The sequence below is a fragment of the Pseudomonas sp. TE3-3-F2023 genome, from assembly GCF_036784815.1.
Taxonomy (GTDB): domain Bacteria; phylum Pseudomonadota; class Gammaproteobacteria; order Pseudomonadales; family Pseudomonadaceae; genus Aquipseudomonas; species Aquipseudomonas pudica.
The window spans coordinates 2,814,407-2,837,389 of the sequence record NZ_CP145113.1; the positions used below are offsets into that span (position 1 = coordinate 2,814,407).

At 63.8% G+C, this 22,983-nt stretch carries 19 protein-coding genes and 1 tRNA gene; 11 read left to right on the plus strand and 9 right to left on the minus strand.

Features of this window, described 5'->3' with window-relative positions:
• Positions 1-28: 28 nt before the first annotated feature.
• Positions 29-1,513 carry a 2-methylcitrate dehydratase gene (gene prpD / locus V3314_RS12800; protein ID WP_046615733.1) on the plus strand — a complete coding sequence of 495 codons (1,485 nt, stop codon included), beginning with the start codon at positions 29-31 and terminating at the stop codon, positions 1,511-1,513.
• Between the two features lie 113 nt (positions 1,514-1,626).
• Here the strand turns inward: prpD and acnB are convergent, their stop codons facing one another.
• Positions 1,627-4,236, minus strand: a complete 2,610-nt coding sequence (gene acnB / locus V3314_RS12805; RefSeq protein WP_108480323.1) for a bifunctional aconitate hydratase 2/2-methylisocitrate dehydratase — start codon at positions 4,234-4,236, stop codon at positions 1,627-1,629.
• A 406-nt stretch (positions 4,237-4,642) separates the two neighbouring features.
• Between acnB and V3314_RS12810 the strand changes: the two genes are divergently transcribed.
• Positions 4,643-5,110 (plus strand): DUF1289 domain-containing protein, encoded by a 468-nt coding sequence (locus V3314_RS12810; RefSeq protein ID WP_161795747.1) that lies wholly within the window; start codon positions 4,643-4,645, stop codon positions 5,108-5,110.
• Positions 5,111-5,181: 71 nt separating this feature from the next.
• Positions 5,182-6,450, plus strand: coding sequence for a hypothetical protein (locus tag V3314_RS12815; protein WP_046615730.1), 1,269 nt, complete (start codon positions 5,182-5,184; stop codon positions 6,448-6,450).
• A gap of 38 nt (positions 6,451-6,488) precedes the next feature.
• Here V3314_RS12815 and queD read toward each other — a convergent pair whose 3' ends face one another.
• Positions 6,489-6,845: a 6-carboxytetrahydropterin synthase QueD gene (queD, locus tag V3314_RS12820; protein WP_025338446.1), complete on the minus strand. Its 357-nt coding sequence runs from the start codon at positions 6,843-6,845 to the stop codon at positions 6,489-6,491.
• Positions 6,846-6,898: 53 nt separating this feature from the next.
• Positions 6,899-7,978, minus strand: coding sequence for a patatin-like phospholipase family protein (locus V3314_RS12825; RefSeq protein ID WP_046615729.1), 1,080 nt, complete (start codon positions 7,976-7,978; stop codon positions 6,899-6,901).
• Between the two features lie 273 nt (positions 7,979-8,251).
• Here V3314_RS12825 and V3314_RS12830 point away from each other — a divergent pair, with 273 nt between their 5' ends.
• The 5 genes from V3314_RS12830 to V3314_RS12850 all read left to right on the plus strand — a co-directional run bounded on the left by V3314_RS12830 (position 8,252) and on the right by V3314_RS12850 (position 12,279).
• Positions 8,252-8,563 (plus strand): PepSY domain-containing protein, encoded by a 312-nt coding sequence (locus tag V3314_RS12830; protein ID WP_338460300.1) that lies wholly within the window; start codon positions 8,252-8,254, stop codon positions 8,561-8,563.
• Positions 8,563-8,877: a PepSY domain-containing protein gene (locus tag V3314_RS12835; protein ID WP_085600216.1), complete on the plus strand. Its 315-nt coding sequence runs from the start codon at positions 8,563-8,565 to the stop codon at positions 8,875-8,877. Before V3314_RS12830 ends, V3314_RS12835 begins: the two co-directional genes overlap by 1 nt.
• Complete coding sequence (locus tag V3314_RS12840; protein ID WP_039614066.1) at positions 8,878-9,546, plus strand: response regulator transcription factor; 669 nt, start codon at positions 8,878-8,880, stop codon at positions 9,544-9,546.
• The gene (locus V3314_RS12845) at positions 9,543-10,862 is read left to right on the plus strand and encodes a sensor histidine kinase (RefSeq protein ID WP_046615726.1); all 1,320 of its coding nucleotides are present in this window, start codon (positions 9,543-9,545) and stop codon (positions 10,860-10,862) included. Before V3314_RS12840 ends, V3314_RS12845 begins: the two co-directional genes overlap by 4 nt.
• Positions 10,863-11,124: 262 nt before the next feature.
• Entirely contained in the window at positions 11,125-12,279 is a 1,155-nt protein-coding gene (locus tag V3314_RS12850; protein ID WP_196173744.1) for an HPP family protein, read from the plus strand.
• Here V3314_RS12850 and V3314_RS12855 read toward each other — a convergent pair.
• Positions 12,253-13,119, minus strand: coding sequence for a LysR family transcriptional regulator (locus V3314_RS12855; protein ID WP_085600220.1), 867 nt, complete (start codon positions 13,117-13,119; stop codon positions 12,253-12,255). The two genes, V3314_RS12850 and V3314_RS12855, sit on opposite strands and share 27 nt — an antisense overlap.
• 180 nt (positions 13,120-13,299) lie before the next feature.
• On the opposite strand from V3314_RS12855, the gene V3314_RS12860 reads away from it, so the two are divergent.
• Positions 13,300-15,189, plus strand: a complete 1,890-nt coding sequence (locus tag V3314_RS12860) for a propionyl-CoA synthetase (RefSeq protein ID WP_046615724.1) — start codon at positions 13,300-13,302, stop codon at positions 15,187-15,189.
• 127 nt (positions 15,190-15,316) lie between these two features.
• Here V3314_RS12860 and zapE read toward each other — a convergent pair whose 3' ends face one another.
• The gene (gene zapE, locus V3314_RS12865) at positions 15,317-16,387 is read right to left on the minus strand and encodes a cell division protein ZapE (RefSeq protein ID WP_046615723.1); all 1,071 of its coding nucleotides are present in this window, start codon (positions 16,385-16,387) and stop codon (positions 15,317-15,319) included.
• Positions 16,388-16,545: 158 nt separating this feature from the next.
• Between zapE and V3314_RS12870 the strand changes: the two genes are divergently transcribed.
• On the plus strand, positions 16,546-16,971 hold the full coding sequence (locus V3314_RS12870) for a DUF1810 domain-containing protein (RefSeq protein ID WP_046615722.1): 426 nt from the start codon (positions 16,546-16,548) through the stop codon (positions 16,969-16,971).
• Between the two features lies 1 nt (position 16,972).
• On the opposite strand, the gene V3314_RS12875 is transcribed toward V3314_RS12870, so the two are convergent.
• A complete protein-coding gene (locus tag V3314_RS12875; RefSeq protein ID WP_046615721.1) occupies positions 16,973-17,215 on the minus strand; it encodes a DUF465 domain-containing protein in 243 nt (80 codons plus the stop codon).
• Positions 17,216-17,474: 259 nt separating this feature from the next.
• On the opposite strand from V3314_RS12875, the gene V3314_RS12880 reads away from it, so the two are divergent.
• Positions 17,475-17,549, plus strand: a tRNA-Gln gene (locus V3314_RS12880).
• 93 nt (positions 17,550-17,642) lie between these two features.
• On the opposite strand, the gene V3314_RS12885 is transcribed toward V3314_RS12880, so the two are convergent.
• Genes V3314_RS12885 through V3314_RS12895 form a run of 3 tightly spaced genes read right to left on the minus strand, consistent with a single transcriptional unit; the run spans position 17,643 to position 22,767 of the window.
• Positions 17,643-20,030: a response regulator gene (locus V3314_RS12885; RefSeq protein WP_046615720.1), complete on the minus strand. Its 2,388-nt coding sequence runs from the start codon at positions 20,028-20,030 to the stop codon at positions 17,643-17,645.
• A gap of 13 nt (positions 20,031-20,043) precedes the next feature.
• Positions 20,044-20,505 carry a response regulator gene (locus V3314_RS12890; RefSeq protein ID WP_046615719.1) on the minus strand — a complete coding sequence of 154 codons (462 nt, stop codon included), beginning with the start codon at positions 20,503-20,505 and terminating at the stop codon, positions 20,044-20,046.
• Positions 20,506-20,517: 12 nt separating this feature from the next.
• Entirely contained in the window at positions 20,518-22,767 is a 2,250-nt protein-coding gene (locus V3314_RS12895) for an ATP-binding protein (RefSeq protein WP_338460301.1), read from the minus strand.
• Positions 22,768-22,983: the final 216 nt, after the last annotated feature.

A 22,983-nucleotide genomic window follows, 5' to 3' on the forward strand; every position in this document is an offset into this window, starting at 1 on the left:
GCCCCGGCAATTCTGAAGGGAGCTGGATATGAGCGCCAACGTAGACCTCAATGCCCGCCCGGACTACGACCGGGTGCTGCAAACCCTCGCCGATTACGCCCTCACGTACCGGGTCGAATCCGCCGAAGCCCTGGACACCGCACGCAACTGCCTGATGGATACCCTCGGCTGCGGCCTGCTGGCCCTGCGCTTCCCCGAATGCACCAAACTACTGGGCCCCCAGGTGGAAGGCACCTTTGTGCCCAACGGCGCCCGCGTCCCCGGCACCGCCTACCGCCTGGACCCGGTCAAGGCCGCCTGGGACATCGGTTGCACGGTGCGCTGGCTGGATTACAACGATACCTGGCTGGCCGCCGAATGGGCCCACCCCTCGGACAACCTAGGGGGCATCCTGGCCGTTGCCGATCACCTTTCGCAGAAGCGCGTGGCCGCAGGTGAAACACCGCTACTGATGCGCGATGTGCTCGAAGCCATGGTCATGGCTCACGAGATCCAGGGCGTACTGGCGCTGGAAAACGCCTTCAACCGTGTTGGCCTCGACCACGTGATACTGGTCAAGGTGGCCTCCACCGCCGTGTGCGCCAGGCTGATGGGGGCCAGCCGTGAGCAGATGCTGAGTGCCTTGTCCCACGCCTTCGTCGACGGCCAGGCGCTGCGTACCTACCGCCATGCGCCCAACGCCGGTTCGCGCAAATCGTGGGCCGCCGGTGATGCTTCCAGCCGTGGCGTGCGCCTGGCCGATATTGCCTTGCGTGGCGAGATGGGCGTGCCGGGTGTACTCACTGCGCCACAGTGGGGCTTCTACGATGTGCTGTTCAGTCACACCAACAAGGACCTTGCGCTCAAGCCGTCCGAGCAGCAAGAGCTGCGCGTGCCGCAGGCCCTGGGCAGCTACGTGATGGAGAACGTGCTGTTCAAGGTCAGTTTCCCGGCCGAGTTCCACGCCCAGACCGCATGCGAGGCAGCGGTAACCCTGCATCCACTGGTGCGTAACCGCCTGCACGAAATCGACCGTATCGTCATTACCACCCAGGAGTCGGCAATCCGCATCATTTCCAAGAGCGGCCCGCTGGCCAATGCCGCCGACCGCGATCACTGTCTGCAGTACATGGTGGCGGTGCCGCTGATTTTCGGTCATCTGGTGGCCGAGCATTACGAAGACACCTTCCATGCCAACCATCCCAGTATCGACCGCCTGCGCGAGAAGATGGAGGTGGTGGAAGACCCGCGCTTCAGCCGTGAATACCTGGAGCCGGACAAACGCTCGATCGCCAACGCGCTGCAGGTGTTCTTCAAGGATGGCAGCAGTACCGATCAGGTGGTGGTGGAATACCCGATCGGGCATCGCCGGCGGCGAGGGGAGGGCATACCGTTGCTGGAGGCCAAGTTCAGGGACAACCTGGCGACGCGCTTTGCGCGGCAGCGGTGTGGGGAGATTCTTGAGGTGTGCAAGGACCAGCAAAAGCTGGAACAGATGGCGGTGCACAGGTTTGTCGACCTGTTCGTGATCTGAGGTTGCCTGTGCTGGCCTCTTCGCGGCTTTCGCCGCGAAGAGGCCGGTACAGGTTGAAACAAGAAAGCCCCGACATTTCTGCCGGGGCTTTCCTTTACACCCTACAACTCAGCTTACGCCTGAACCACCGGGATCTTGGCGTTGGCTGCCGCTTCGCGGAACTCGGCGATCTGGTCGAAGCTCAGGTAGCGGTAAACGTCGGCAGCCATGCTGTCGATGTCCTTCGCGTACTGCATGTACTCTTCGACGGTCGGCAACTTGCCGATGATCGAAGCGACAGCAGCCAGCTCGGCCGATGCCAGGTACACGTTGGTGGCGTCGCCCAGACGGTTCGGGAAGTTACGGGTCGAGGTGGAGACCACGGTCGAACCGGTCTGCACACGTGCCTGGTTACCCATGCACAGCGAGCAGCCTGGCATTTCCATGCGCGCGCCAGCCTTGCCGTAGATGCCGTAGTAGCCTTCTTCGGTCAGCTGGTGAGCGTCCATCTTGGTTGGCGGAGCCAGCCACAGACGGGTCGGGATGCCGCCCTTGACCTTGTCCAGCAGCTTGCCGGCAGCACGGAAGTGGCCGATGTTGGTCATGCACGAACCGATGAACACTTCGTCGATCTTCTCGCCCTGTACCGAAGACAGCAGGCGGGCATCGTCCGGGTCGTTCGGCGCGCAGAGCACAGGCTCTTTCACCTCGGCCAGGTCGATTTCGATGATTTCGGCGTATTCGGCATCGGCGTCGGCCGACAGCAGCTCAGGCTTGGCCAGCCAGGCTTCCATGGCCTGGGCGCGGCGCTCCAGGGTGCGGGCATCGCCGTAGCCTTCGCCGATCATCCAGCGCAGCAGGGTGATGTTGGACTGCAGGTACTCGGCGATGGCCTTCTCTGGCAGCTTGATGGTGCAACCGGCAGCGGAACGCTCGGCCGAGGCGTCGGACAGCTCGAAGGCTTGCTCGACGGTCAGCTCGTTCAGGCCTTCGATCTCGAGGATGCGGCCGGAGAAGATGTTCTTCTTGCCCTTCTTCTCGACGGTCAGCAGGCCCTTCTGGATGGCGTAGTAAGGGATGGCGTGGACCAGGTCACGCAGGGTGATGCCTGGCTGCAGTTTGCCCTTGAAGCGCACCAGCACGGATTCTGGCATGTCCAGCGGCATGACGCCGGTGGCGGCGGCGAAGGCCACCAGGCCGGAACCTGCCGGGAACGAGATGCCGATCGGGAAGCGGGTGTGCGAGTCGCCACCGGTACCCACGGTGTCAGGCATCAGCATGCGGTTCAGCCAGCTGTGGATGATGCCGTCGCCAGGGCGCAGCGACACGCCGCCACGGGTGCGGATGAAGTCTGGCAGGGTGTGGTGGGTGGTGACGTCGATCGGCTTCGGATAGGCCGCGGTGTGGCAGAACGACTGCATCACCAGGTCAGCGGAGAAGCCCAGGCACGCCAGGTCTTTCAGCTCGTCGCGGGTCATCGGGCCAGTGGTGTCCTGGGAACCGACGGTGGTCATCTTCGGCTCGCAGTAGGCGCCTGGGCGCACGCCCTGGCCTTCTGGCAGGCCGCAGGCACGGCCGACCATTTTCTGTGCCAGGGTGAAGCCCTTGCCCGAATCGGCAGGCTGCTCCGGCTTCTTGAACAGGTCGGAAGCACCCAGGCCCAGTTCGGCACGGGCTTTTTCGGTCAGGCCGCGGCCGACGATCAGCGGGATACGGCCGCCAGCGCGGACTTCATCCAGCAGCACTTCGGTTTTCAGCTCGAAGTTGGTGACCAGTTCGTCGCTACCGTGACGGCGTACTTCGCCCTTGAACGGGTAAACGTCGATGACGTCGCCCATGGCCAGGTTGGTGCAGTCGAATTCGATCGGCAGGGCGCCGGCGTCTTCCATGGTGTTGTAGAAGATCGGGGCAATCTTGGTACCGAAGCAGAAGCCACCGGCGCGCTTGTTCGGCACGTACGGGATGTCGTCGCCGAAGAACCACAGCACCGAGTTGGTGGCGGATTTGCGCGAGGAACCGGTACCGACCACGTCACCGACGTAGGCAACCGGGAAGCCTTTGGCCTTGACGGCTTCGATCTGGGCCAGCGGGCCGACCGAGCCAGGCTGCTGCGGCTCGATGCCGTCGCGGGCCATCTTCAGCATGGCCAGGGCATGCAGCGGGATGTCAGGGCGCGACCAGGCGTCCGGAGCAGGGGACAGGTCGTCGGTGTTGGTTTCGCCAGGCACCTTGAACACGGTCAGGGTGTACTTGTCGGCGATGGCCGGACGCGAGGTGAACCACTCGCCGGCAGCCCAGGATTCCAGCACGGCCTTGGCGTGAACGTTGCCGGCCTTGGCTTTTTCGGCCACGTCGTGGAAGGCATCGAACATCAGCAGGGTGTGCTTGAGCTGTTCGGCCGCGACGGCGCCCAGTTCGGCGTCATCCAGCAGTGCGACCAGCGTTTCGATGTTGTAGCCGCCCTGCATGGTGCCCAGCAGTTCGGTGGCGTGCTTGCGGTCGATCAGTGGCGACTTGGCTTCGCCCTTGGCGACGGCGGAGAGGAAAGCGGCCTTGACGTAGGCGGCTTCGTCGACCCCTGGCGGTACGCGGTTGGTGATCAGGTCTACGAGGAAGGCTTCTTCGCCGGCCGGCGGGTTTTTCAGCAGCTCGACCAGGCCTGCAGTTTGTTCGGCGTTCAGCGGCTGGGGCACGATACCCAGGGCGGCACGCTCTTCGATGTGTTTGCGGTAGGCTTCAAGCACAGTTATTTCCCTCATCAGTGGTCCCTAAAGGGGGTCCGGGACGCTCATCCAGCATTCAATGCACCCATGCGCTGCCACGGCTTTGTGGGCCGCCCAGCCAGAGTCGCAAAGAATCCTTACAGAAGCTGCTTTCAAAGTTTTACGCCAGCAGAACGGGGAGCTGATGAGGGCTGGCACGGGCATGCGAGGGATGCATGGCCCGGGCCAACGCCGTTCTACCGGATGAACTGTGCTCGTGACGCTTTGAAAACAGCTTCCAACGGACATTGTTGCCTTTGAAAAGGCCGGATGATTCTACGGCAAAAAAAGCCCGAAGGTAAGGCGGCGAAGATGACTTTAACGAGTGACCCTGGTTAGACAAAGGGCTAACATGGGACCGTGTTCCACCGCCAAGCTGTTGTTTTTCATGTCCAACAAGTCCATCAAGACCCCTTGTGTCGGCCTGTGCTCCACGGTGTACGGGGACACGGTTTGCCGTGGCTGCAAGCGGTTCCACCACGAAGTGATCAACTGGAACGGCTACGACGATGCGCAGAAGCGCGCCGTGTGGCTGCGCCTTGAGCAGCTGCTGGTGCAGGTGATGATGGCCAAGCTGGAGGTGTTCGACAAAGGCCTGCTGCGCCAGCAACTGGAGCAGCGTTCCATCCGCTTTGTCGAGCAGCAGTCGGAATACTGCTGGGCGTACCAGCTGATTGCCCGCGGAGCGCGGATGATCCGTGACCTGGAGGCCTATGGCATGGTGCTGTTGCCGGAATTCCGCGACTGGGAGCTGCCGCAGTTGCGCGACGCCATCGACCGCGAGTTCTTCCTGCTGTCCGAGGCGCATTACCAGCGCTACATCGCCCCGGCGTTCCTGCAACAGGCTTTGGAGTAGGCTGTTTCCCGCTGATATCAGGCGGCATCGCTCGCGTAGTGTCCGGCGTTTTCCATGTACAGGAAGCGCCCATGAGCGACTACGTCTACCACCCGGAATTTTCCTTTTTGGCTCGCTGCTGGTGGCAGCTGGGCGATGAGCTCTTGCATCCCGATCAGTGGGACGCTTCGACCGCCAGGCTTGCGCCCATTTGGCTGCATTATGGCGGGGCCGGGTTTCACAATGACCACTGGTACCGGTATCTGCGGGCCGAGCCCGAAGGCGCCGGGCCATTGCGGCTGGAGCCATGGAGCTACACCTTGCCCAGTCATGTGTATGGCGAGCTGTTCTGGTTCGGAGCCTATGTCAGCGGTACGGACCGGACCGGGGCGACGCTGCGCTATGAAATGCGGCCTTATGACCGGAACTGGAAACCGCTGAAGCGGATTGTCTACAGTAAGCCGGGGGTGCTGTCAGGCTTCGCAGGCTATGCGGGCGTGAAGGACCAGGCCGATGCGGCGGCCGGGCGTCAGCATCTGACCGATCCGCAGCACCTGTGGAACCTTTCGGGTATCAACCACAAGGATATCAAGCGCGGGGCGCGGTTGTGCAATGTCGTTCTGGTCGACGCCGCCGGGCAACGGGCCAGGCGCATCGCCAACCAGGAGGCGTGGCTGATAAACACGCTGACTGGCGAGCCGGGCCTGATGGCCCTCGAAGTGCTGGACTACGCCCATGAAGCGCGTGATGTCGCCTGGGGCACGGGCCTGCAGCGGGCGGGCAACAGTCATGTGTTCAAGGCAGAGCACAGTTTCATCGCCAGTTTGTGCTGGCGGCCCGACGAGACGCCAGCCGGCCCTGCCGGCTCCACGGACGGCGTGCAGGGCTTGGTGGCAGCTCGCTTTGACGAAGGCTGGGAGTGGAACCCACGGGCAAGGTTGAGTGTGGAGCAGACCGATTCGTTGGGCACGCGCTGGCGCGACGATGAAACCCGACCGGCATGCGAGCGTTTCTGGTTTGCCGCCTACCTCGATAACGGGGTGTATGCGTATGAGATCTGGCCGCTTGACGCACGTGGTCGGCGCCTGAACTTCACCCTGCGCAAACAGAAGGGCTGGACCATGAGCCTGGCGCAGCGCTGGCAATCGGTTCGTGCGCAGGCGGATTTTCTTTGGCATCTGGACGGGTTGGACCCGGGTGCCTTGCAGGTGGGGGCAACAGTGGCCAACGTGAAACTCAGGCACAGCAGTGGCCGAGTCGTGAAGCTGGCAGATCGCAGCGAACGCAGGCTGGGTACGGAGGCGCTGGGTGAGGAAGGATCCCTGACTGTGCAGGTGCTGGAAACCTCGGCCAGGTTCTAGGGGGCGCAAGGGCGCTGCTACAGCGCCCTTGCCGGGGTTCAGTCGCCGCTGTACTCGCAGCCGCTGGTGCAGGTCTCGTGGATGCGGACCTTCGACAGTTCCGGCAGCAGCGGTTTGACCTGGTCCCAGATCCACTTTGCGATCACTTCGCTGGTAGGGTTTTCCAGGCCAGGAATGTCGTTCAGGTAGTTATGGTCCAGTTGCTCGTAGATCGGCTTGAAGATCGCCTTGATCTCGGCGAAGTCCCGGATCCAGCCGGTGTGCGGGTCGAGCGGGCCGGTCAGGTGCAGGCCGACCTTGAACGAGTGGCCGTGCAAGCGACCACATTTGTGCCCGGCAGGGACGTGAGGCAGGCGATGGGCCGATTCGAATGTGAATTCCTTGAAGATTTCCACGCTGTCATAACTCTATGTGAATCAAGAATGCGCGCAGTCTACCAGCATGGCCGCTACAAGGCTTGCAGGCGTTCATGCAACCGCCCGGTGGCAATCAGCTCCAGCAACTCGTCGCCCAGCCGCTGGCTCTCGGCAATGGCCTTGTACCAGTAGCGCTTGCGGCCAGGCGCATCGCCCATGAAACGCTTGAAGTCATTGCGGTCGGGCAGCTTGCCGTAGGGCAGCGCCGCCAGGTACTGAGGCGAGGGTGTCATCAGCAGCACGTTCTGCAGGCGGGTGGCATCGCCCTTGCGCCAGGGCAGGGCTTTGTCGAACCAGCCGGGTACCACCTTGTCGGTGAAGTGCGGGTACAGCACCAGGTCGTCGCCACGGTAGGGCAGGTCGAGGTGGTAGTCGAGCAAGCCGCCGTCGCGGTAGGTACCTGCACCTGCGCCGGGGATGTCTTTCACACCCTCCATGACCATGGGGATGGAGCCCGAGGCGAGCAGGGCATGGCGCAGGTTGGTCAGGTCCAGTGGCAGGCAGCGTGAGGGGAAGTCGGTCAGTGCGTCGAGCGGCGGCGTGGCGCGGCCGTCATGCAGGATGATGCGCTCGAAGTGCCGGGCCAGGCGTGAACGGCCGAGCAAGTTGCTGGCGATCACAGAACCCAGACCGAAGCCCAGGCGGCCGCGATGGTCGTGGGCGAGCTGGCCATGGCTCTTCACTACCAGGATGTTCAGGCGATAGTGCGGGTTGGCCAGCAGCTGGCCGTCGCGGCCTTGCAGCAGGTCATCCAGCATGTGTTGGCAGCTACGGCTGATTTCGGCCGGGGTGACGCCCTTGGCGAAATCCTGCTCGGTGTACAGTGCGCCCAGGCGACGGATGCCTGCGACCGGGTCGTCGAGGCAGGCACTGGCGAAGCGCCAGGCGCCGATCGAGGCGCCGATCAGCGCACGTTGGCGTGGTGCCGACGGTAGCCACTCACCGAACAGCGCCAGGTCCAGACCCTGGATGCCCAGCGGCTTCGGCCCGCCAGCCGCACCTGGCAGCACTCCGACATCGGCCGCCTGCAGGCCGCGCTCGCGGACCTGCCGCAGGGCACGTTGGCCGGCCTTGAAGGTCAGGGCGGGGTATTTGATGTGAATGGCGCTCATGGCGGACCTCTTGGGCGGCAGGCGGGTCATTATAGGGCTTCATACGAATACCCTGTGGCTTCAGCCGCGAAGAATACAGCGCGGTGCATGGCACCGGCTGTGCCGGTGTTCGCGGGTGAACCCGCTCCCTCAGGGGCGCGCAGTATTTGGTGATGGCGAGACAGTAGCCTGACCTGCGCTATCATGGCGCCAGTTGTTTTCAGGTTGAATTAAGGACCGGTGGTTAATCTTAACCCCGTAGACAACTTGCACAGTTCTCAGGAGAGAAGAACGATGAAACGCATGACTACCCTGTTCACCGTAGCCGCCGTCCTTGCACTGGGCGCCCATTCCGCCATCGCCAAGGATGTGCAGCCCGACGAAGTGGTCAAACTGGTCAATGCCAAGACCGTCAAGTCGCTGGAGGAACTCAAGGCCGCCGCCGTGGCCAAGCACCCAGGTGCCACTGTCACCGACTCGGAGCTTGAAGACGAGTACGGCCGCTACATCTACAAGGTCGAGCTGCGCGACACGCAGAACGTCGAATGGGATGTGGCGCTGGACGCCAAGACCGGTGAAGTGCTGAAGGACGAGCGGGACAACTGATGATCCACCTACTGCGGCCGGCGCGCTACCTCGCGCTGGCCCTGCTGGCCGTGTGTTCCCTGGCCGTTGCCCGCGACCTGGACCAGGACGAAGCCCTGGAACTACGCCAGAAGGGCATCATCCTGCCACTCGAGCATCTGCTGGAAACCGCCCTGGGGCGTCACCCCGGGGCGCGCCTGCTGGAGGCCGAGCTGGAAGAAGACGACAATCGCTACGAATACGAAGTCGAGTTGCTGACGGCTGAAGGCGTGGTGCGCGAGATCAAGCTCGACGCCAGCAGCGGTGCCCTGCTCAAAGACGAGGAAGACGACTGAATGCGCCTGTTGCTTGTCGAGGACAATGTACCGTTGGCCGATGAACTGACCGCCGGCCTGCAGCGCCAGGGCTACGCCGTGGACTGGCTGGCCGACGGCCGTGACGCGGTGTACCAGGGCCAGAGCGAACCCTACGATTTGATCATCCTGGACCTTGGCCTGCCGGGCCTGCCGGGCCTGGAAGTGCTGGCCCAGTGGCGTGCTGCCGGCCTGGCCACGCCGGTGTTGATCCTTACTGCCCGTGGCTCGTGGGCCGAGCGTATCGAAGGGCTGAAGGCCGGGGCCGATGACTATCTGAGCAAACCCTTCCACCCCGAAGAGCTGCAGTTGCGCATCCAGGCGCTGTTGCGCCGTGCCCGTGGCCTGGCCAACCAGCCGACGCTGGAAGCGGCCGGCCTGCACCTGGACGAAAGCCGGCAGTGCGTGAGCCGGGACGGCGTGGATATCCAGCTGACCGCCGCCGAGTTCCGGCTGCTGCGCTACTTCATGCTGCATCCGCAGCAGATCCTGTCCAAGAGCCACCTGGCCGAGCACCTCTACGACGGTGAAACCGAGCGCGACTCCAACGTGCTGGAAGTGCACGTCAACCACTTGCGACGCAAGCTGGGCCGCAGCGTCATCGAGACCCGCCGCGGGCAAGGCTACATCTACGCCGGGAGCGCCGCGTGAAGTCGATCCAGGCGCGCCTGAGCCTGGGCCTGGTGGCGGTGCTGGTGGTGGTCGGTCTGGTGCTGGCACAGCTGACCTTGTGGCTGTTCGAAGTCGGCCTGCAGCGCTACCTGGAGAACGGCCTGCGCAAGGAAAGCGAAAACCTGCTGGTGGCCCTGGTGCGCGGGCCTTCGGGCCTGCAGCTGGATGAGCGGCGTATCTCGGCCGCCTACCAGCGGCCGTTTTCCGGCTATTACTTCCGCATCGATTTCGATAAAGGCACCTGGCGTTCCCGTTCGCTGTGGGATCTGGACATGCCCAAGCCCGCCGCGCCGGGCCTTTCCGACAGCCACGAACTCGGCCCGGAAGGCCAGCAACTGCTGGCCTTGCGTGCCGATTACCGGCGTCTGGGCCAGGACATCTCGATCAGCGTGGCACAGGATTATTCACCGGTACGCGAAGGTTTCCGGCGCCTGCAGCAGATCGGCCTGGGCATGGGCCTGGTGGCGCTGATCCTGGTGCTGGTGTTGCAGCGTATCACCGTGACCCGCTCGCTGCGGCCGCTGGAGCGGGCACGCCAGCAGATCGCCCAGTTGCAGCAGGGCCAGCGTTCGCAGCTGGATGCCGAAGTGCCCAGCGAACTGGCGCCGCTGGTGGGGCAGATCAATCACCTGCTGAGCCATACCGAAGACAGCCTGCGCCGCTCCCGCAATGCCCTGGGCAACCTGGGCCATGCACTGAAGACGCCACTGGCGGTGTTGCTGAGCCTGGCCTCCAGCGAGCGCCTGAAGGACCTGCCGGATGTTCGCACGCAGATGCGTGAGCAACTGGAGCAGATTCAGCAGCGCCTGGCGCGTGAGCTGAACCGTGCGCGCCTGGCGGGGGATGCGCTGCCTGGCGCTCAGTTCGATTGCGACCTCGAGCTGCCGGGGTTGCTGGGGACGCTGGGCATGATTCATGGTGAGGGCCTGCTGCTGGCCAGGGACGTACCGCCCGGGCTGCTGCTGCCGTGGGACCGGGAGGACTTCCTGGAACTGCTCGGCAACCTGCTGGACAACGCCTGCAAGTGGGCCGACAGCGAGGTACGGCTGGGAATTGCGCCGAATGCCGAGGGCTACCAGGTGTGGGTCGATGATGATGGCCCCGGTATCCCCGAAGGCCAGCGGCAACAGGTGCTGGAGCGCGGCTCGCGGCTGGACGAGCAGGTCGACGGGCACGGGCTGGGGTTGGGCATCGTGCGCGATATCGTCGAGGCCTGGGGCGGGCGCCTGGCGTTGCTGGATAGCCCCCTGGGCGGCTTGCGGGTAAGCATCGACTTGCCGCGCAAGGCTCGGTGATACCGGGGCCGCTTTGCGGCCCATCGCCGGCAAGCATGACTCCGTGGGCCATATCACCACTGCAAAAAAATTGCAGTACAGCCGCATTTTTTTGAATTAGCCCAATCCCACCCCACCCGGCAAAATTCCCCCACGAAACCCTGCGGTTTCCATCTCTCCACGGACGGAGCCCCTTGTGCTATTGCAACCGCAATACGAGGCCCAGGCCACCTTGGCTGGGCTTTCTTTTCAACCAGAAAAACTACAGATTCCGATTACCTACATGTCTGCCTCGCGTTCCGAAAGTCGTCTGCAGCGGCTGTTGCCAGCGCCCCTGAATATTCCCCCCAAAGAATGGTTGCGTGCCGGTATCGGCGCGTTGCTCGGCCTGTTCCTTGCCGGCTGGCTGACCAGCATGGCCTATGGCCCCAGCATTGCCTTGCACCTGCTCGGCCCGCTGGCGGCTTCGGCCGTGCTGGTGTTCGCCGTGCACTCCGGTCCGTTGGCCCAGCCTTGGCCGGTGCTGGGCAGCTACGCCCTGGCCGGTGTGGTCGGCCTGGCCATGCGCCAGGGCTTCGGCCCGGAGTTGTGGGTGGCCGCTGCCGCCCTCGGTATCTCGATCCTGGTGATGTGCCTGCTGCGCTGCCTGCACCCGCCAGGTGGCGGGGTGGCGGTGAGCGCGGTGCTGGCCGACCCGGGGCTGACCGCGATGGGCGATCACCTGCTGGAGCCGGTGCTGCTCAATGCACTGATTCTGGTAGCGGTGGCGATCCTCTACAACCGCCTTACCGGCGTGCGGTACCCGAAAGGCGCGGTGCCGCGCAAGGACCTGCACCACACCCATGACCCGCTGCCCAGCGAGCGGGTAGGCATCCGTGGGGAAGACCTGGACCAGGCCCTGGAAGACCTGGGCGAGTTCGTCGACGTCACCCGGGACGAACTGGAACGCATCATCCTGGCCACCGAGCAACATGCCCTGCAGCGCAGCCTCGGTGGCATCACCGCAGCCTCGGTGATGTCCCGCGACGTGCAGTTCGCCACCCCCGATACCACTCTGGAGCAGGCCTGGAAACTACTGGCCAGCCACCATCTGAAAACCCTGCCGGTGCTGCAGCAGGGCAAACTGGTGGGAATAGTCAGCCTCAGCGACCTGGTCGGCCCGGCCATGCAGCGTGGTCGCTTCAGTTGGCGCGGTTTGTTCGGCCGCAAGGCGGTGCGCATGGAGCAGGTGATGAGCCGCCGGGTAATCAGCGTCAGCAGCCAGCACCCATTGGAGCGCTTGCTGCCGTTGCTGTGCGAACAGGGCCTGCATTGCCTGCCGGTGCTCGATGCCGACCAGTTGGTGGGCGTGGTCACCCAGACCGACCTGATCGCCGGCCTCAAGCGCCAGCTGCTCAGCAAGGCCGAGGCTTCAGATAACCGGGTCCCAGCGTTGTGACCAGTCGCTGGCGCCGTCGGCCACCAGCCGGCGCAGGATGGCGAAGGCCTGTTGCAGGGCTTCGCTGTCGCGCTTGCGCGGGTACACCAGGAAGGTCGGGTAGGTGAATTCCGGCGCCTGCGGTACCCGCTCGAACACCCCGCTGTCCAGATAGGCCTGCACCACCCGCGTGCGGAAGTAGCCGCTGCCGCCCTGGTCAAGTATGAACTGCAAGGCCAGCGGGCCCAGGTTGAAGCTCAGCGCCGGGCGCGCGCAGTCGGGCAGGGCGGCATCGTGCTGGCGACGGAAGGCTTCGCCCCAGTCGATATAGATGTACGGGGCCGGCTGGTTGACCCGGCGCACACGAATCAGCTTCTCCTCCATCAACTGCTCCACCTGCAAGCCTGGACCGTAGGTCGGCTGGTAGACCAGCGCGGCATCCAGCAGGCCCATCTCGACCTTGCGCAGCAGCGCTTCGCCGTCGCTCACCTCGCTGCGGATGGCGTGGCTGGGCAGCTCGCGGTGCAGGGCACTGACCCAGTCGAGCAGCATCGGATTGCCCAGGCTCACCTCACCACCCACGTGCAGCACTTGCTGGCAACCCTCGGGCAGCGGCAGGTCGCGCCGCGCCGCTTCCCAGGTTTGCACCATCTGGTTGGCATAACTGACGAATGCCTCGCCGTCGCTGGTCAGGCTGGCGCCGTTGCGGCTGCGCACGAACAGCTGGCAGCCCAGTTGCTGTTCCAGGCGCTGCACCCTTGCGGTGATCGCCGTCTGTGACACGAACAGGCGTTCGGCGGCGGCGACCAGGCTGCCGCAACGCACGATTTCCAGAAAGGTACGGGCCTGATCGATGTCCATGAGCTGCTCGGTGGCTGAAGGGGCTGCCTATTCTAGAGGCTTTGCACCGTTGTGGGGCGTTTTTGCGTTGTCTGCAAATTTGCAGGTCGGTTGTGACTTTAGTCCCATGGCGGCGCGGGTGTAGCGGTCCATACTCAAGTTTCGCCCTTCAATAACAACAAGTACCGGGTTTCTTTCGATATGAGCTACCAGCACAGCTACGCCCATTCCATTTCCGACCCTGCCGCGTTCTGGGCGGAACAGGCCGCGCATCTGGCCTGGCACCGCAAGCCTGCCCTCACGCTGCAAGACAATGCCGACGGCACCCACCGCTGGTTTTCCGATGGCCGCCTGAACAGCTGTTACCTGGCCCTCGATCACCAGATCGAGCAGGGCCGTGGCGAGCAGCCGGCGCTGATTTACGACTCGCCGGTGACCGGTGTGCAGCAGGCCTACACCTATCACCAACTGCGCGACGAGGTGGCGCGACTGGCCGGTTTGCTGCGCCAGTTGGGCGTGAACAAGGGCGATGGCGTGATCATCTACATGCCCATGGTGCCGCAGGCGGCCATGGCCATGCTGGCCTGCGCGCGGATTGGCGCAGTGCACTCGGTGGTGTTCGGTGGCTTTGCCGCCAACGAGCTGGCCTTGCGCATCGACGATGCCCGGCCGACGCTGCTGCTGACGGCGTCCTGCGGGCTGGAGTTCGAGCGGGTAATCGAATACAAGCCGCTGGTCGATCGTGCCCTGCAACTGGCCCGTCACCAGCCGCGCAATGTGCTGGTGCTGCAGCGCCCGCAGGCGCGTGCCCAGCTGCATCCGGGCCGCGACCTGGACTGGCAGGCGGCATTGGCCGAAGCCGAGCCGGTGGCACCGGTGGAACTGGATGCGGGCGACCCGCTTTACATCATGTATACCTCTGGCACCACCGGCAAACCCAAGGGCATCGTGCGGGAAAACGGCGGCAATGCCGTGGCGCTGTGCTACGCCATGCGCCATATCTACGGCATGCAGGCCGGCGATGTTTGGTGGGGCATATCCGACGTGGGCTGGGTGGTCGGCCATTCGCTGATCGTCTATGGGCCGCTGATGAGCGGCTGCACCACAGTGTTCTACGAAGGCAAGCCGATTCGCACCCCGGACGCCTCGGCCTATTGGCGGGTGGTGGAGCAATACAAGGTCAACGCATTGTTCTGCGCCCCTACGGCCATGCGCGCCATCCGCAAGGAAGACCCTGAGGGCGAGCTGATCCGCAAGCACGACCTGAGCTCGCTGCGCCAGCTGTTCCTGGCTGGCGAGAAACTGGATTCGAGCACCCACGAATGGCTGGAACGGGTCAGTGGCAAGCCGGTGCACGACCATTGGTGGCAGACCGAGACCGGCTGGCCGGTCACCGCGCCCTGCGTCGGGCTGGAAGGCAGCGCGGCGAAGCCAGGGTCGAGCAACCGTGCGGTGCCGGGCTACCACGTGCGCGTGCTGGATGACGAGGGCCACTTGCTGGGGCCGAACCATCAGGGCTCGATCGTCATCGCCCTGCCATTGCCGCCCGGGTGCAGCCAGACGCTGTGGGGGGACCATGAGCGTTATCTGCAGGCCTACCTGCGGACCTACCCGGGGTATTACCACACGGGTGATGGTGGCTACCTGGACGATGACGGCTTCGTCTACATCATGGGGCGCACGGATGACGTGATCAACGTGTCCGGGCACCGGCTGTCCACTGGCGAGATGGAGGACCTGGTGGCGCGCCACCCGGCGGTGGCCGAGTGCGCGGTGATTGGTGTACATGACGAGATCAAGGGGCAGGTGCCGTTGGCCCTGGTGGTGCTCAAGGACGGCGAAGGCATTGCCGAGGCGCAGTTGCTGGTGGACCTGGTGGGTAGCGTGCGCGAGGAGATTGGCGCGTTGGCGTGTTTCAACCGAGTGCGGTTGGTGAAGCGGCTGCCCAAGACCCGCTCCGGGAAGATTCTGCGGGCGGTGCTGCGCAAGATTGCCGACGGGCAGGACTATGTGCCGCCATCGACCCTGGATGACCCTGCGGTGCTGGGGGAGATCGAGGCGGTGCTGGCGGATTTGCCCAGGGCGGGTTGATGTTTTGACTTTGCCGGCCTCTTCGCGGGTAAACCCGCTCCCACAGGGATGTCACAGGCCTTGAGAACTGTGCAATACCTGTGGGAGCGGGTTTACCCGCGAAGAGGCCGGCCCAGGCAATGCAGTTCTAGGGCTCTACCTGATGCAGCTGCCCCAACCGGCTGCGCGTTCGCATCAGGTCGGCAAGCGGCCCGCCCAGGCTTTCTTCCAGTGGCCGCTTGCCGATCACCAGCACCTGCCGATCCTGGTCATAAAGCACATCCACCAGGTTGACGAAACGTTGTTGCGCCGCCAGCGAACATTCCGACAAGTCATCCAGCCCATCGATGATCCACTCATCGTACTGCCCGGCCAGCACCAGGTAGTCGATAACTGCCGTGGCCTTTTCGCACAGGTCGTCAAAGCCAAGCACAATCCGCCGGCCATCAACGGCCAGCGCGCGCAGCGGGCGCTTGTTCACTTCCAGCATTACCGGCTGCGGCTCGGGCACATTCAACGCCTGGCGCTGCGCTGCGTTGCCCGGCCACACATAATGGCCCCGGGTAAAGCGCTGATGCTCGCGGTTGGCCGGCAGGCTGCGGAAATCGGTATCGCCACTCACTTCCAGCACTTCCATCGCGCTGTTGATCAGGCGGATCACCGGCAGGAAGCGCTCGTGGTACAGCGGGTTGGGCAGCAGCCCTTCAGGTGCATAGTTGGACGTCACCAGCAGGAACACGCCACGGCTGAACAACGCATTGAACAGCCGGGTGAGCAGCATGGCATCGCCAATGTCGTGCACATGGAATTCGTCAAAGCACAGCACCCTGCAATCGCCTACCAGTTCGTCGAGGGTCGCTCCCAATGCGTCGTCCAGCGCCCGGTGGCGGTGCATGCCCTGGTGCAGGCGGGCGAAGAAGTCATGGAAATGCAGACGCAGCTTGGCTTGCACCGGCACGGCCTGGAAAAAGCCATCGAGCAGCCAGCTTTTGCCCCGGCCTACCGAACCGTAAAGGTACAGGCTGCGAGGCTGGCCTTGTTCGAGCTGCGCCAGTTGTTCGGCCATGCAGTGGATCACCCGGCGTTGGCCGTCGCTGAGCTGGTAACCGCGGCTGTGCGCCTTGTCCTCGAACCAGCCGAGCAGTTCACTCTGGTTGGCGGCGGCGCCGCGCAGGCGTTGGCCAAGCTGACGTAGCGAGGTAGGGATCCAGGCAGGCAAAAGCAAAGCTCCTTGGGCTATGGCGGGGCAGTGTGCAGCTTGCCCGAGGGCGGCCATTTTGACCAATACAGAAATTGCGCGGCAATCATCGCCTGACGAGATAGATTTGCCGTGCAGGCGTACAGTAAAGGCTGGCATCGGTTCGAGGAGGGACGAGCATGCACGCCGACCATGATCTACAGCGTTTCGTCGAGGCGCAGAACCCTGTGTATGACCAGGTGATGCAGGAGCTGCAGACCGGGCGCAAGCGCAGCCACTGGATGTGGTACGTGTTCCCGCAGGTCGATGGCCTGGGCCACAGCGCCATGGCCGAACGCTATGCGCTGGCCGGTATCGACGAGGCCCGTGCCTACCTTGCTCATCCGCTGCTTGGCCCACGCCTGGAGGCTTGCGTGACTGCGCTGCTGCAGCACAGCGACAAGAGCGCCCGTGAAATGCTCGGCAGCCCCGACCACCTCAAGTTGCGCTCGTGCCTGACCCTGTTCGCCAAGGCAGCGCCCGGCAACCCGCTGTTCCAGCTGGCGTTGGTGCAGTTCTACGATGGTGAGCCGGACGCCCTGACCCTGGCCATGTTGCAGGGTTGATTCAACCCTTGTGCTCCAGTTGGCGCTCGATCATGTACTTCACTGCCAGCCGACGTTCTTTCAGGCGGCGCAGGTCTTCATCCTCGAAGTTGCCCGCCGAGATCGACTCGGCGGCCAGCACCTGGTTGTCGATGTCCATGTATTCGTCCAGCAGCCGATCCAGTGCCTTGTCCTGCTGACGGCGTTGCTGGACGATTTCGCGCGGGTAGTGCAAGTCCTGATAAAGGTCGTGGGAGACAGGCATGGGGTCCTCCTTGGTCAATACAGATGGCTCATCTGATTGGAAGGGAGGAAAGCGATTGTGTTGAAGCCAAGCGGGCGGAAAACGACGGATGGTCACCATGCCAACCGCAAAAATGACTAACTCGCTGTTTTTTGGTAATTTTTTTCATCAGGGGGTTCACAGACCCAAAGTTTGTTGTTAAAGTGCCGCGCATTCCAAGACAACAACCCAGTTGTCACTCAGTTGGAATTGTCAGAGCAGCAAACGCTGCATCCGATACAGGGGCGTCGCCAAGCGGTAAGGCAGCAGGTTTTGATCCTGCCATGCGTTGGTTCGAATCCAGCCGCCCCTGCCATTTTCTTGCTTCAAACGTATCTCGGTCCGGTGCTTGGAAAGACAAGCGCTGGGCTTTGTCGTTTCTGCAGGTTTTGCCAGGGGCTCTGTTCGGTCACCTGGCAGTTCCAAGCATCTCGTTCAGCAAGCGGGCCAGTTCGTCGGCCTGTACCGGCTTCTGGATCACCAGGCTGCCCGGCAGCTCCAACCCCTGCAATTCTGCATAACCGGTAAGAAGCACCACCGGCAGGTGCGGGTACCGCTCGCGTGCCGCTAGTGCCAGTTGCGCACCATTGAACTCGGGCATGGCGAAATCGCTCAGTAGCAGGTCGATCTGCTCATCCAGTAAAGCCAAGGCTTGTTCGCCACTGTGCGCCTGGCGCACTTGGTAGCCATACTGGCGCAATACATCACCGAGCATGTCCCGTACCAGATGGTCGTCATCCACCAGCAGCACGGTGCGATTACGGCCGCTTTCGCTTATCGAGTGGCTGAGCAGCGACGGCATCGGTTCGTTGACGGCTTCACTTTTGACTGCCGGCAGGTACACGGCCACCTGCGTACCACGCCCCGGCGTGGTGTCGATACGTACGCCACCCCCGGACTGTTTGGCGAAGCCGAACACCTGGGCCAGGCCCAGGCCCGAGCCTTTGCCGATATCCTTGGTGGTGAAGAACGGCTCGAACACCTTGGCCAGCACCTCTTCGCTCATGCCGCAGCCGGTATCGCGGATGCTCAGCATCACGTACTCGCCAGGGTCCGGGTCTTCCGGGCGCTGTGGGCGGGCGTCGATCAGCGTGTTGCGGGTCGACAGCGTCAGTTGGCCGCCGTCGGGCATGGCATCGCGGGCGTTGATCGCCAGGTTGAGAATGATCATTTCGGTCTGGGTCGGGTCTGTCAGCGCCTGCCACAGGGTTGGTTCCAGGTCCAGACGTACCGAGACATTGCCGCCCAAGGTGCGGCGCAGCAATTCTTCCAGGCCGGCCAAGGTGCGGTTGAGGTTCAGCGCCACCGGCTCCAGGCGCTGGCGACGGGAGAAAGCCAGCAACTGCGAGGTCAGCTTGGCACCGCGCTCGCCGGCTTCGCGAATGTGCGTGAGCCGCGCACGGGCTTTTTCCAGGTCGGCTTTGGCCAGGTCGCGCTCGAGGAAGCTGGCGCCGGTGAGGATTACCGTCAGCAGGTTGTTGAAATCGTGCGCCACACCGGCGGTCAGCTGACCGACCGCTTCCAGCCGCTGCATCTGCTGCAGCGCGGCCTCGATACGTTCGCGTTCGGCGATCTGCTCGCGCAGGCGGGCGTTGGCTTCGGCCAGGCTAAGGGCGGCCTCGCGTTCGCTGGTGATGTCGCGCGCCACCACGTAAAGCAGGGTGTCTTCCGGCACCACCACCCAGGACAACCAGCGCTGCTGGCCACCGGCATCCAGGATACGCCCGACAAAGCGGGCGCTGGTGCGGCCGTGGGCGAGGGCGGCCAGTTCGGTGAGCAGCAGTTCCTGGTCGGGCTCGGGTAGCAGGTGCAGCAAGGACGACTGGCTCAGGCGCTCGCGGGACAAGCCCAGGCTGGCTTCCCAGGCGGGGTTCAGCGCGACTGGGGTCAGGTCCTTGTTGAGCACGGCCAGCAAGTCTTGCGACAGCTCCCAGGCACGGTCGCGTTCGCGAGTGCGGCGCTCGACCCTTTCACCCAGCATCTCGTTGAGCTGACGCAGTGCCTGGTTGGCCAGGCGCTGGGCATGGATGTCCTGCAGCACCCCGGAAAAACGCACGCACTGGTCGTTGACGAACTGGCTCTGGCCGCTGCTGAGCAACCAGCGCGGTTCCAGCCCAGCGGGTTGGGCGATGCGGAACTCGACCCGATACACGCCGCCACTTTCCGGGCACATGGCGTGCTCTACCGCCTCGCGCACCTGCGGCAGGTCGTCAGGGTAGATGCCGGCGTAAAACACGTCGAGGGTCATTTCGGTATCGACAGGCAGGCCGAACAGGGTCTTGCAGCGGTCGTCCCACAACAACAGCCCTTCTTGCGGGCGCATGTCCCAGGTGCCCATGCCAGCAGCATCGATGGCAATGCGTGCACGTGCCTCGACGTCGGCCAGGGCTTCTTCGGCGCGGCGTCGGCGCTGGCGCTCCTGCACTTCGGTCAGGGCCCGGCGTACGGCCTTGGGCAGCAGCGGCAGGTTCTTCTTCAGCACATAATCGGTGGCGCCCAGGCGGATCATTTCCACCGCATGTTCTTCGCCGTAGATACCAGACAGGAAGATGAACGGAATATCCGGTGCCAGGCGCTGGGCAATGGCCAGCACTTCGGTGCCGGACGAGCCCGGCAGCACGCAGTCGCACAGGATCAGGTCATGGCTGGACTCGCGCAGGGCTTGCTCGACACCGGCATGGTCGAACACCAGTTGCGCCTGCACATTCAGCCCGCTGCGTTCCAGGCGCATCAGGGTCAGCTCGGCGTCCATCGAGTTGTCTTCGACCATCAGCAGCTTGAGCGGTGTCGGCAGCATCGTCGCAGGCACCTCAGATGCTGCCACGCCGGGTCAGGCGCAGCGAGCCGGGTGGCGGTTCGTTGAGTACCGCCCAGAATATCCCCAGGTCGGAAATGGCGGCGACGAACTCCTTGAACTCCACCGGCTTGACCACGTACGCGTTCACTCCCAGCTCGTAGGCGCGCAGCAGGTCGGGCTCCTCGCGCGAGGACGTCAGCATCACCGTCGGGATGCTGCGCAGCTCGGCGGTGGCGCGCACTTCCTTCAGCACCTCCAGGCCATCGACCTTTGGCAGTTTCAGGTCCAGCAGCAATACGGCGGGGTTGCCATCGTCACGTTCGGCATAGGCATTGCGCCGTAGCAGGTAGTCGAGTGCTTCGGCACCGTCACGCAGCACGATGACCTCGTTGGCCAACTGGCTGCGCTCCAGCGCCAGGAGCGTCAGCTCCAGGTCCCGTGGGTTGTCTTCGACCAGCAGGATGGGTTTGAGCATGGTAGCGGTGCCTCAGGTGTTAGCGGGGTGGCGCGGGAGGGTGAAGTGGAAGGTGGCTCCCTGGCCAACCTTGCCGTGGGCCCAGACCCGGCCGTCATGGCGTTCGATGATACGACGGACACTGGCCAGGCCGATGCCGGTCCCTTCGAAGTCTTCCATGCGGTGAAGGCGCTGGAACACGCCGAACAGTTTGTTCGCGTAGGCCATGTCGAAGCCCACGCCGTTGTCGCGAATGCAGATCTCGGTTTCGCCCGGGTGCTGCACGGCGCTGATGCCGATGCGTGCCGGGGTCCGCCCACGTGTGTATTTGATGGCGTTTGCCAGCAGGTTGTGCAAGGCCATGTTGATGAACGCCGGATCACCGATCACCTTGGGCAACTGGGAGATGTCCCAGACAATTTCGCGGTTTTGGTAGTCGGGCGCAAGTTCGCTGCGAATGGCTTCGACCAGGGCGTTGAGGTCGACTTCGGACAGACGCAGGGCCGAGCGGCCCATTTGCGAGAAGTTGAGCAGGTTGTCGACCAGGCTTCCGGCAAAATGCGCGGCTTCCTCGATGTGTTGCAGAAAACGCCTGCCACGCTCGCTGAGGCCCTGGCCCTCTATTTCGCCGAGCAGTTCGGAGTAACCGGCAATATGGCGCAGGGGCGCGCGCAGGTCATGGGACACGCTGTAGGAAAACGCTTCGAGCTCCTTGTTCGAGCGGCGCAGCTCGCCGGCCAGCTGGGCCAGTTCCTCAGCCTTGCGCAGGACGATGCCGAGCACTGCCGTGCGCAGCTCTTGCACGCCTTCGATGACCAGCGGGTGCCAGGGTTCGCAGTAGCCGCGCAGTTTTTCCTGCCAGCTTTCGAAACTGTGCCGCGGGTCGAGGTTGCCCTGTGGCCCGACCTGTTTGTTCGGCTGCCCGGCCCAGGTCACCGTGCGCACCTGCTCTGGGCGGAACCACAGCAGGTAGTGCGAGTGGATCTGCGAAATGGCCACTGCCAGCACACCGCCGGCATGGGCCGCGAGCTCGGGCAGTTCATCAATGTCGCGGCGCAGGTTGTCGCTGTGGAACACGCTGTCTTCACCACGCTGGGATAGCCAGTGCACCAAGGCGTTTACCTGCGCGGCCGGAGGGGTCTTGCCGATCAGATCGCAACGCTCGGCGGAAATGACTGCGGCACCTTGGGCGCCAGCGAAGGCCAGCAGTACTTCGGGCAAGTCGCGCAGGCCGTCGCCGACACTGTCATGGTCGGCCATGGACGAGATCATGCGCACGATGTGTTGGCGCAGTTCCAGCAACTGGCGAGTGTTGGCGTGGGACTCACGCGACTCGATCTGCAGCGACAGCACACTGGCCAGCAGTTCGCAGGCAGTACGGGTGCGCAGGTCCACCGGGCGCGGCTGTTCATGGTGGCAGGACACCAGCCCCCAGAGTTGCCCGTCGACCACGATCGACAGTGACATCGATGCCAAGGTACCCATGTTACGCATGTACTGCAGGTGCACTGGCGACACGCTGCGCAGTGCGGCAAAGCTCAGGTCCAGCGGCTTGCCGGTGCGCGGGTTGGCAGCGGGCAGCAACGGCGAGGCCTGGTAGTTGGCGTCCTCGATCACGCGGATGCGGTTGATTCGGTACAGTTCGCGCGCCTGGCGCGGTATGTCCGAAGCGGGGAAACACAGGCCCAGGTAGCTCGGGTACCCCGGGTCGGCCACCTCGGCCAGCACCTGGCCGTTGCCTTCGGCATCGAAGCGGTACGCCTTGACCCGGCCGAAGCCGGTGATGCGCTTGAGTTGCAGCACGGTTTGCTGCAGCAGTTCCTCGAGGCTGCCGGCTTGGTGCAGGCGGCCCACGAAGCTGCGCACCAGTGGGTAGTAGTCGCCTTGCCCGGCAAGATCCGCTGGCAGGCGAGGGGGTTCGAATTCGGCGATCAACACCTGGTCGTGGCGATGCACCAGCAGGTGCAGGTTGCCGCGGTAAGGCGCGCCCTGGCGCAGGAAGACATCGCTGATGTGGAACGGAAAGATCTCATCCTCTGGCAGGCGGGCCAGGTGCAGGCGCAGGTCGAAGGCACCGCTGACCAGTTCGGCGAAGTCGCAACCGGCCAGTTCAGTGGCCGGTATGCCAAGCCAATGCTCGATATTTTCACTGGCCTGGAGTACGCGCATTTCGGTTTCGTCCAGCACCAGCAGGAAGCCGTGGGGCTGGATGCTGCCAGGCAGCTGGATCGGTTCCTGGGCACAGCGCTCGAGGGCTTGGGTGAGCGTGCTGTCTGCAATCATCTATGAAAACGCTCCTGTCGTGTCCTTCCATGCATGCCGCATGAGTCTAGGCAGGATGAAAGGGATACACCCTAACAGAATATCGGCCCGGATAACGGCCTTTGGCCATTTGAGGAGAATGCCGGCGATGCGTTCTGTGTCGTGCGGCTTTTTTTTCAGGTGGTAGCGCTTTTTGGCTAATACAAAAAAATGGCTCGATGCCAGCAGCGTGATGCC

Bases quoted from the DNA above. Each gene is read 5' to 3' on its own strand.
- prpD (WP_046615733.1), top strand. From the start codon at position 29: ATGAGCGCCAACGTAGACCTCAATGCCCGCCCGGACTACGACCGGGTG.
- V3314_RS12810 (WP_161795747.1), top strand. From the start codon at position 4,643: ATGTCCAACAAGTCCATCAAGACCCCTTGTGTCGGCCTGTGCTCCACG.
- V3314_RS12815 (WP_046615730.1), top strand. From the start codon at position 5,182: ATGAGCGACTACGTCTACCACCCGGAATTTTCCTTTTTGGCTCGCTGC.
- V3314_RS12825 (WP_046615729.1), bottom strand. From the start codon at position 7,978: ATGAGCGCCATTCACATCAAATACCCCGCCCTGACCTTCAAGGCCGGC.
- V3314_RS12830 (WP_338460300.1), top strand. From the start codon at position 8,252: ATGAAACGCATGACTACCCTGTTCACCGTAGCCGCCGTCCTTGCACTG.
- V3314_RS12835 (WP_085600216.1), top strand. From the start codon at position 8,563: ATGATCCACCTACTGCGGCCGGCGCGCTACCTCGCGCTGGCCCTGCTG.
- V3314_RS12840 (WP_039614066.1), top strand. From the start codon at position 8,878: ATGCGCCTGTTGCTTGTCGAGGACAATGTACCGTTGGCCGATGAACTG.
- V3314_RS12850 (WP_196173744.1), top strand. From the start codon at position 11,125: ATGTCTGCCTCGCGTTCCGAAAGTCGTCTGCAGCGGCTGTTGCCAGCG.
- V3314_RS12855 (WP_085600220.1), bottom strand. From the start codon at position 13,119: ATGGACATCGATCAGGCCCGTACCTTTCTGGAAATCGTGCGTTGCGGC.
- V3314_RS12860 (WP_046615724.1), top strand. From the start codon at position 13,300: ATGAGCTACCAGCACAGCTACGCCCATTCCATTTCCGACCCTGCCGCG.
- V3314_RS12870 (WP_046615722.1), top strand. From the start codon at position 16,546: ATGCACGCCGACCATGATCTACAGCGTTTCGTCGAGGCGCAGAACCCT.
- V3314_RS12875 (WP_046615721.1), bottom strand. From the start codon at position 17,215: ATGCCTGTCTCCCACGACCTTTATCAGGACTTGCACTACCCGCGCGAA.
- V3314_RS12885 (WP_046615720.1), bottom strand. From the start codon at position 20,030: ATGCTGCCGACACCGCTCAAGCTGCTGATGGTCGAAGACAACTCGATG.
- V3314_RS12890 (WP_046615719.1), bottom strand. From the start codon at position 20,505: ATGCTCAAACCCATCCTGCTGGTCGAAGACAACCCACGGGACCTGGAG.
- V3314_RS12895 (WP_338460301.1), bottom strand. From the start codon at position 22,767: ATGATTGCAGACAGCACGCTCACCCAAGCCCTCGAGCGCTGTGCCCAG.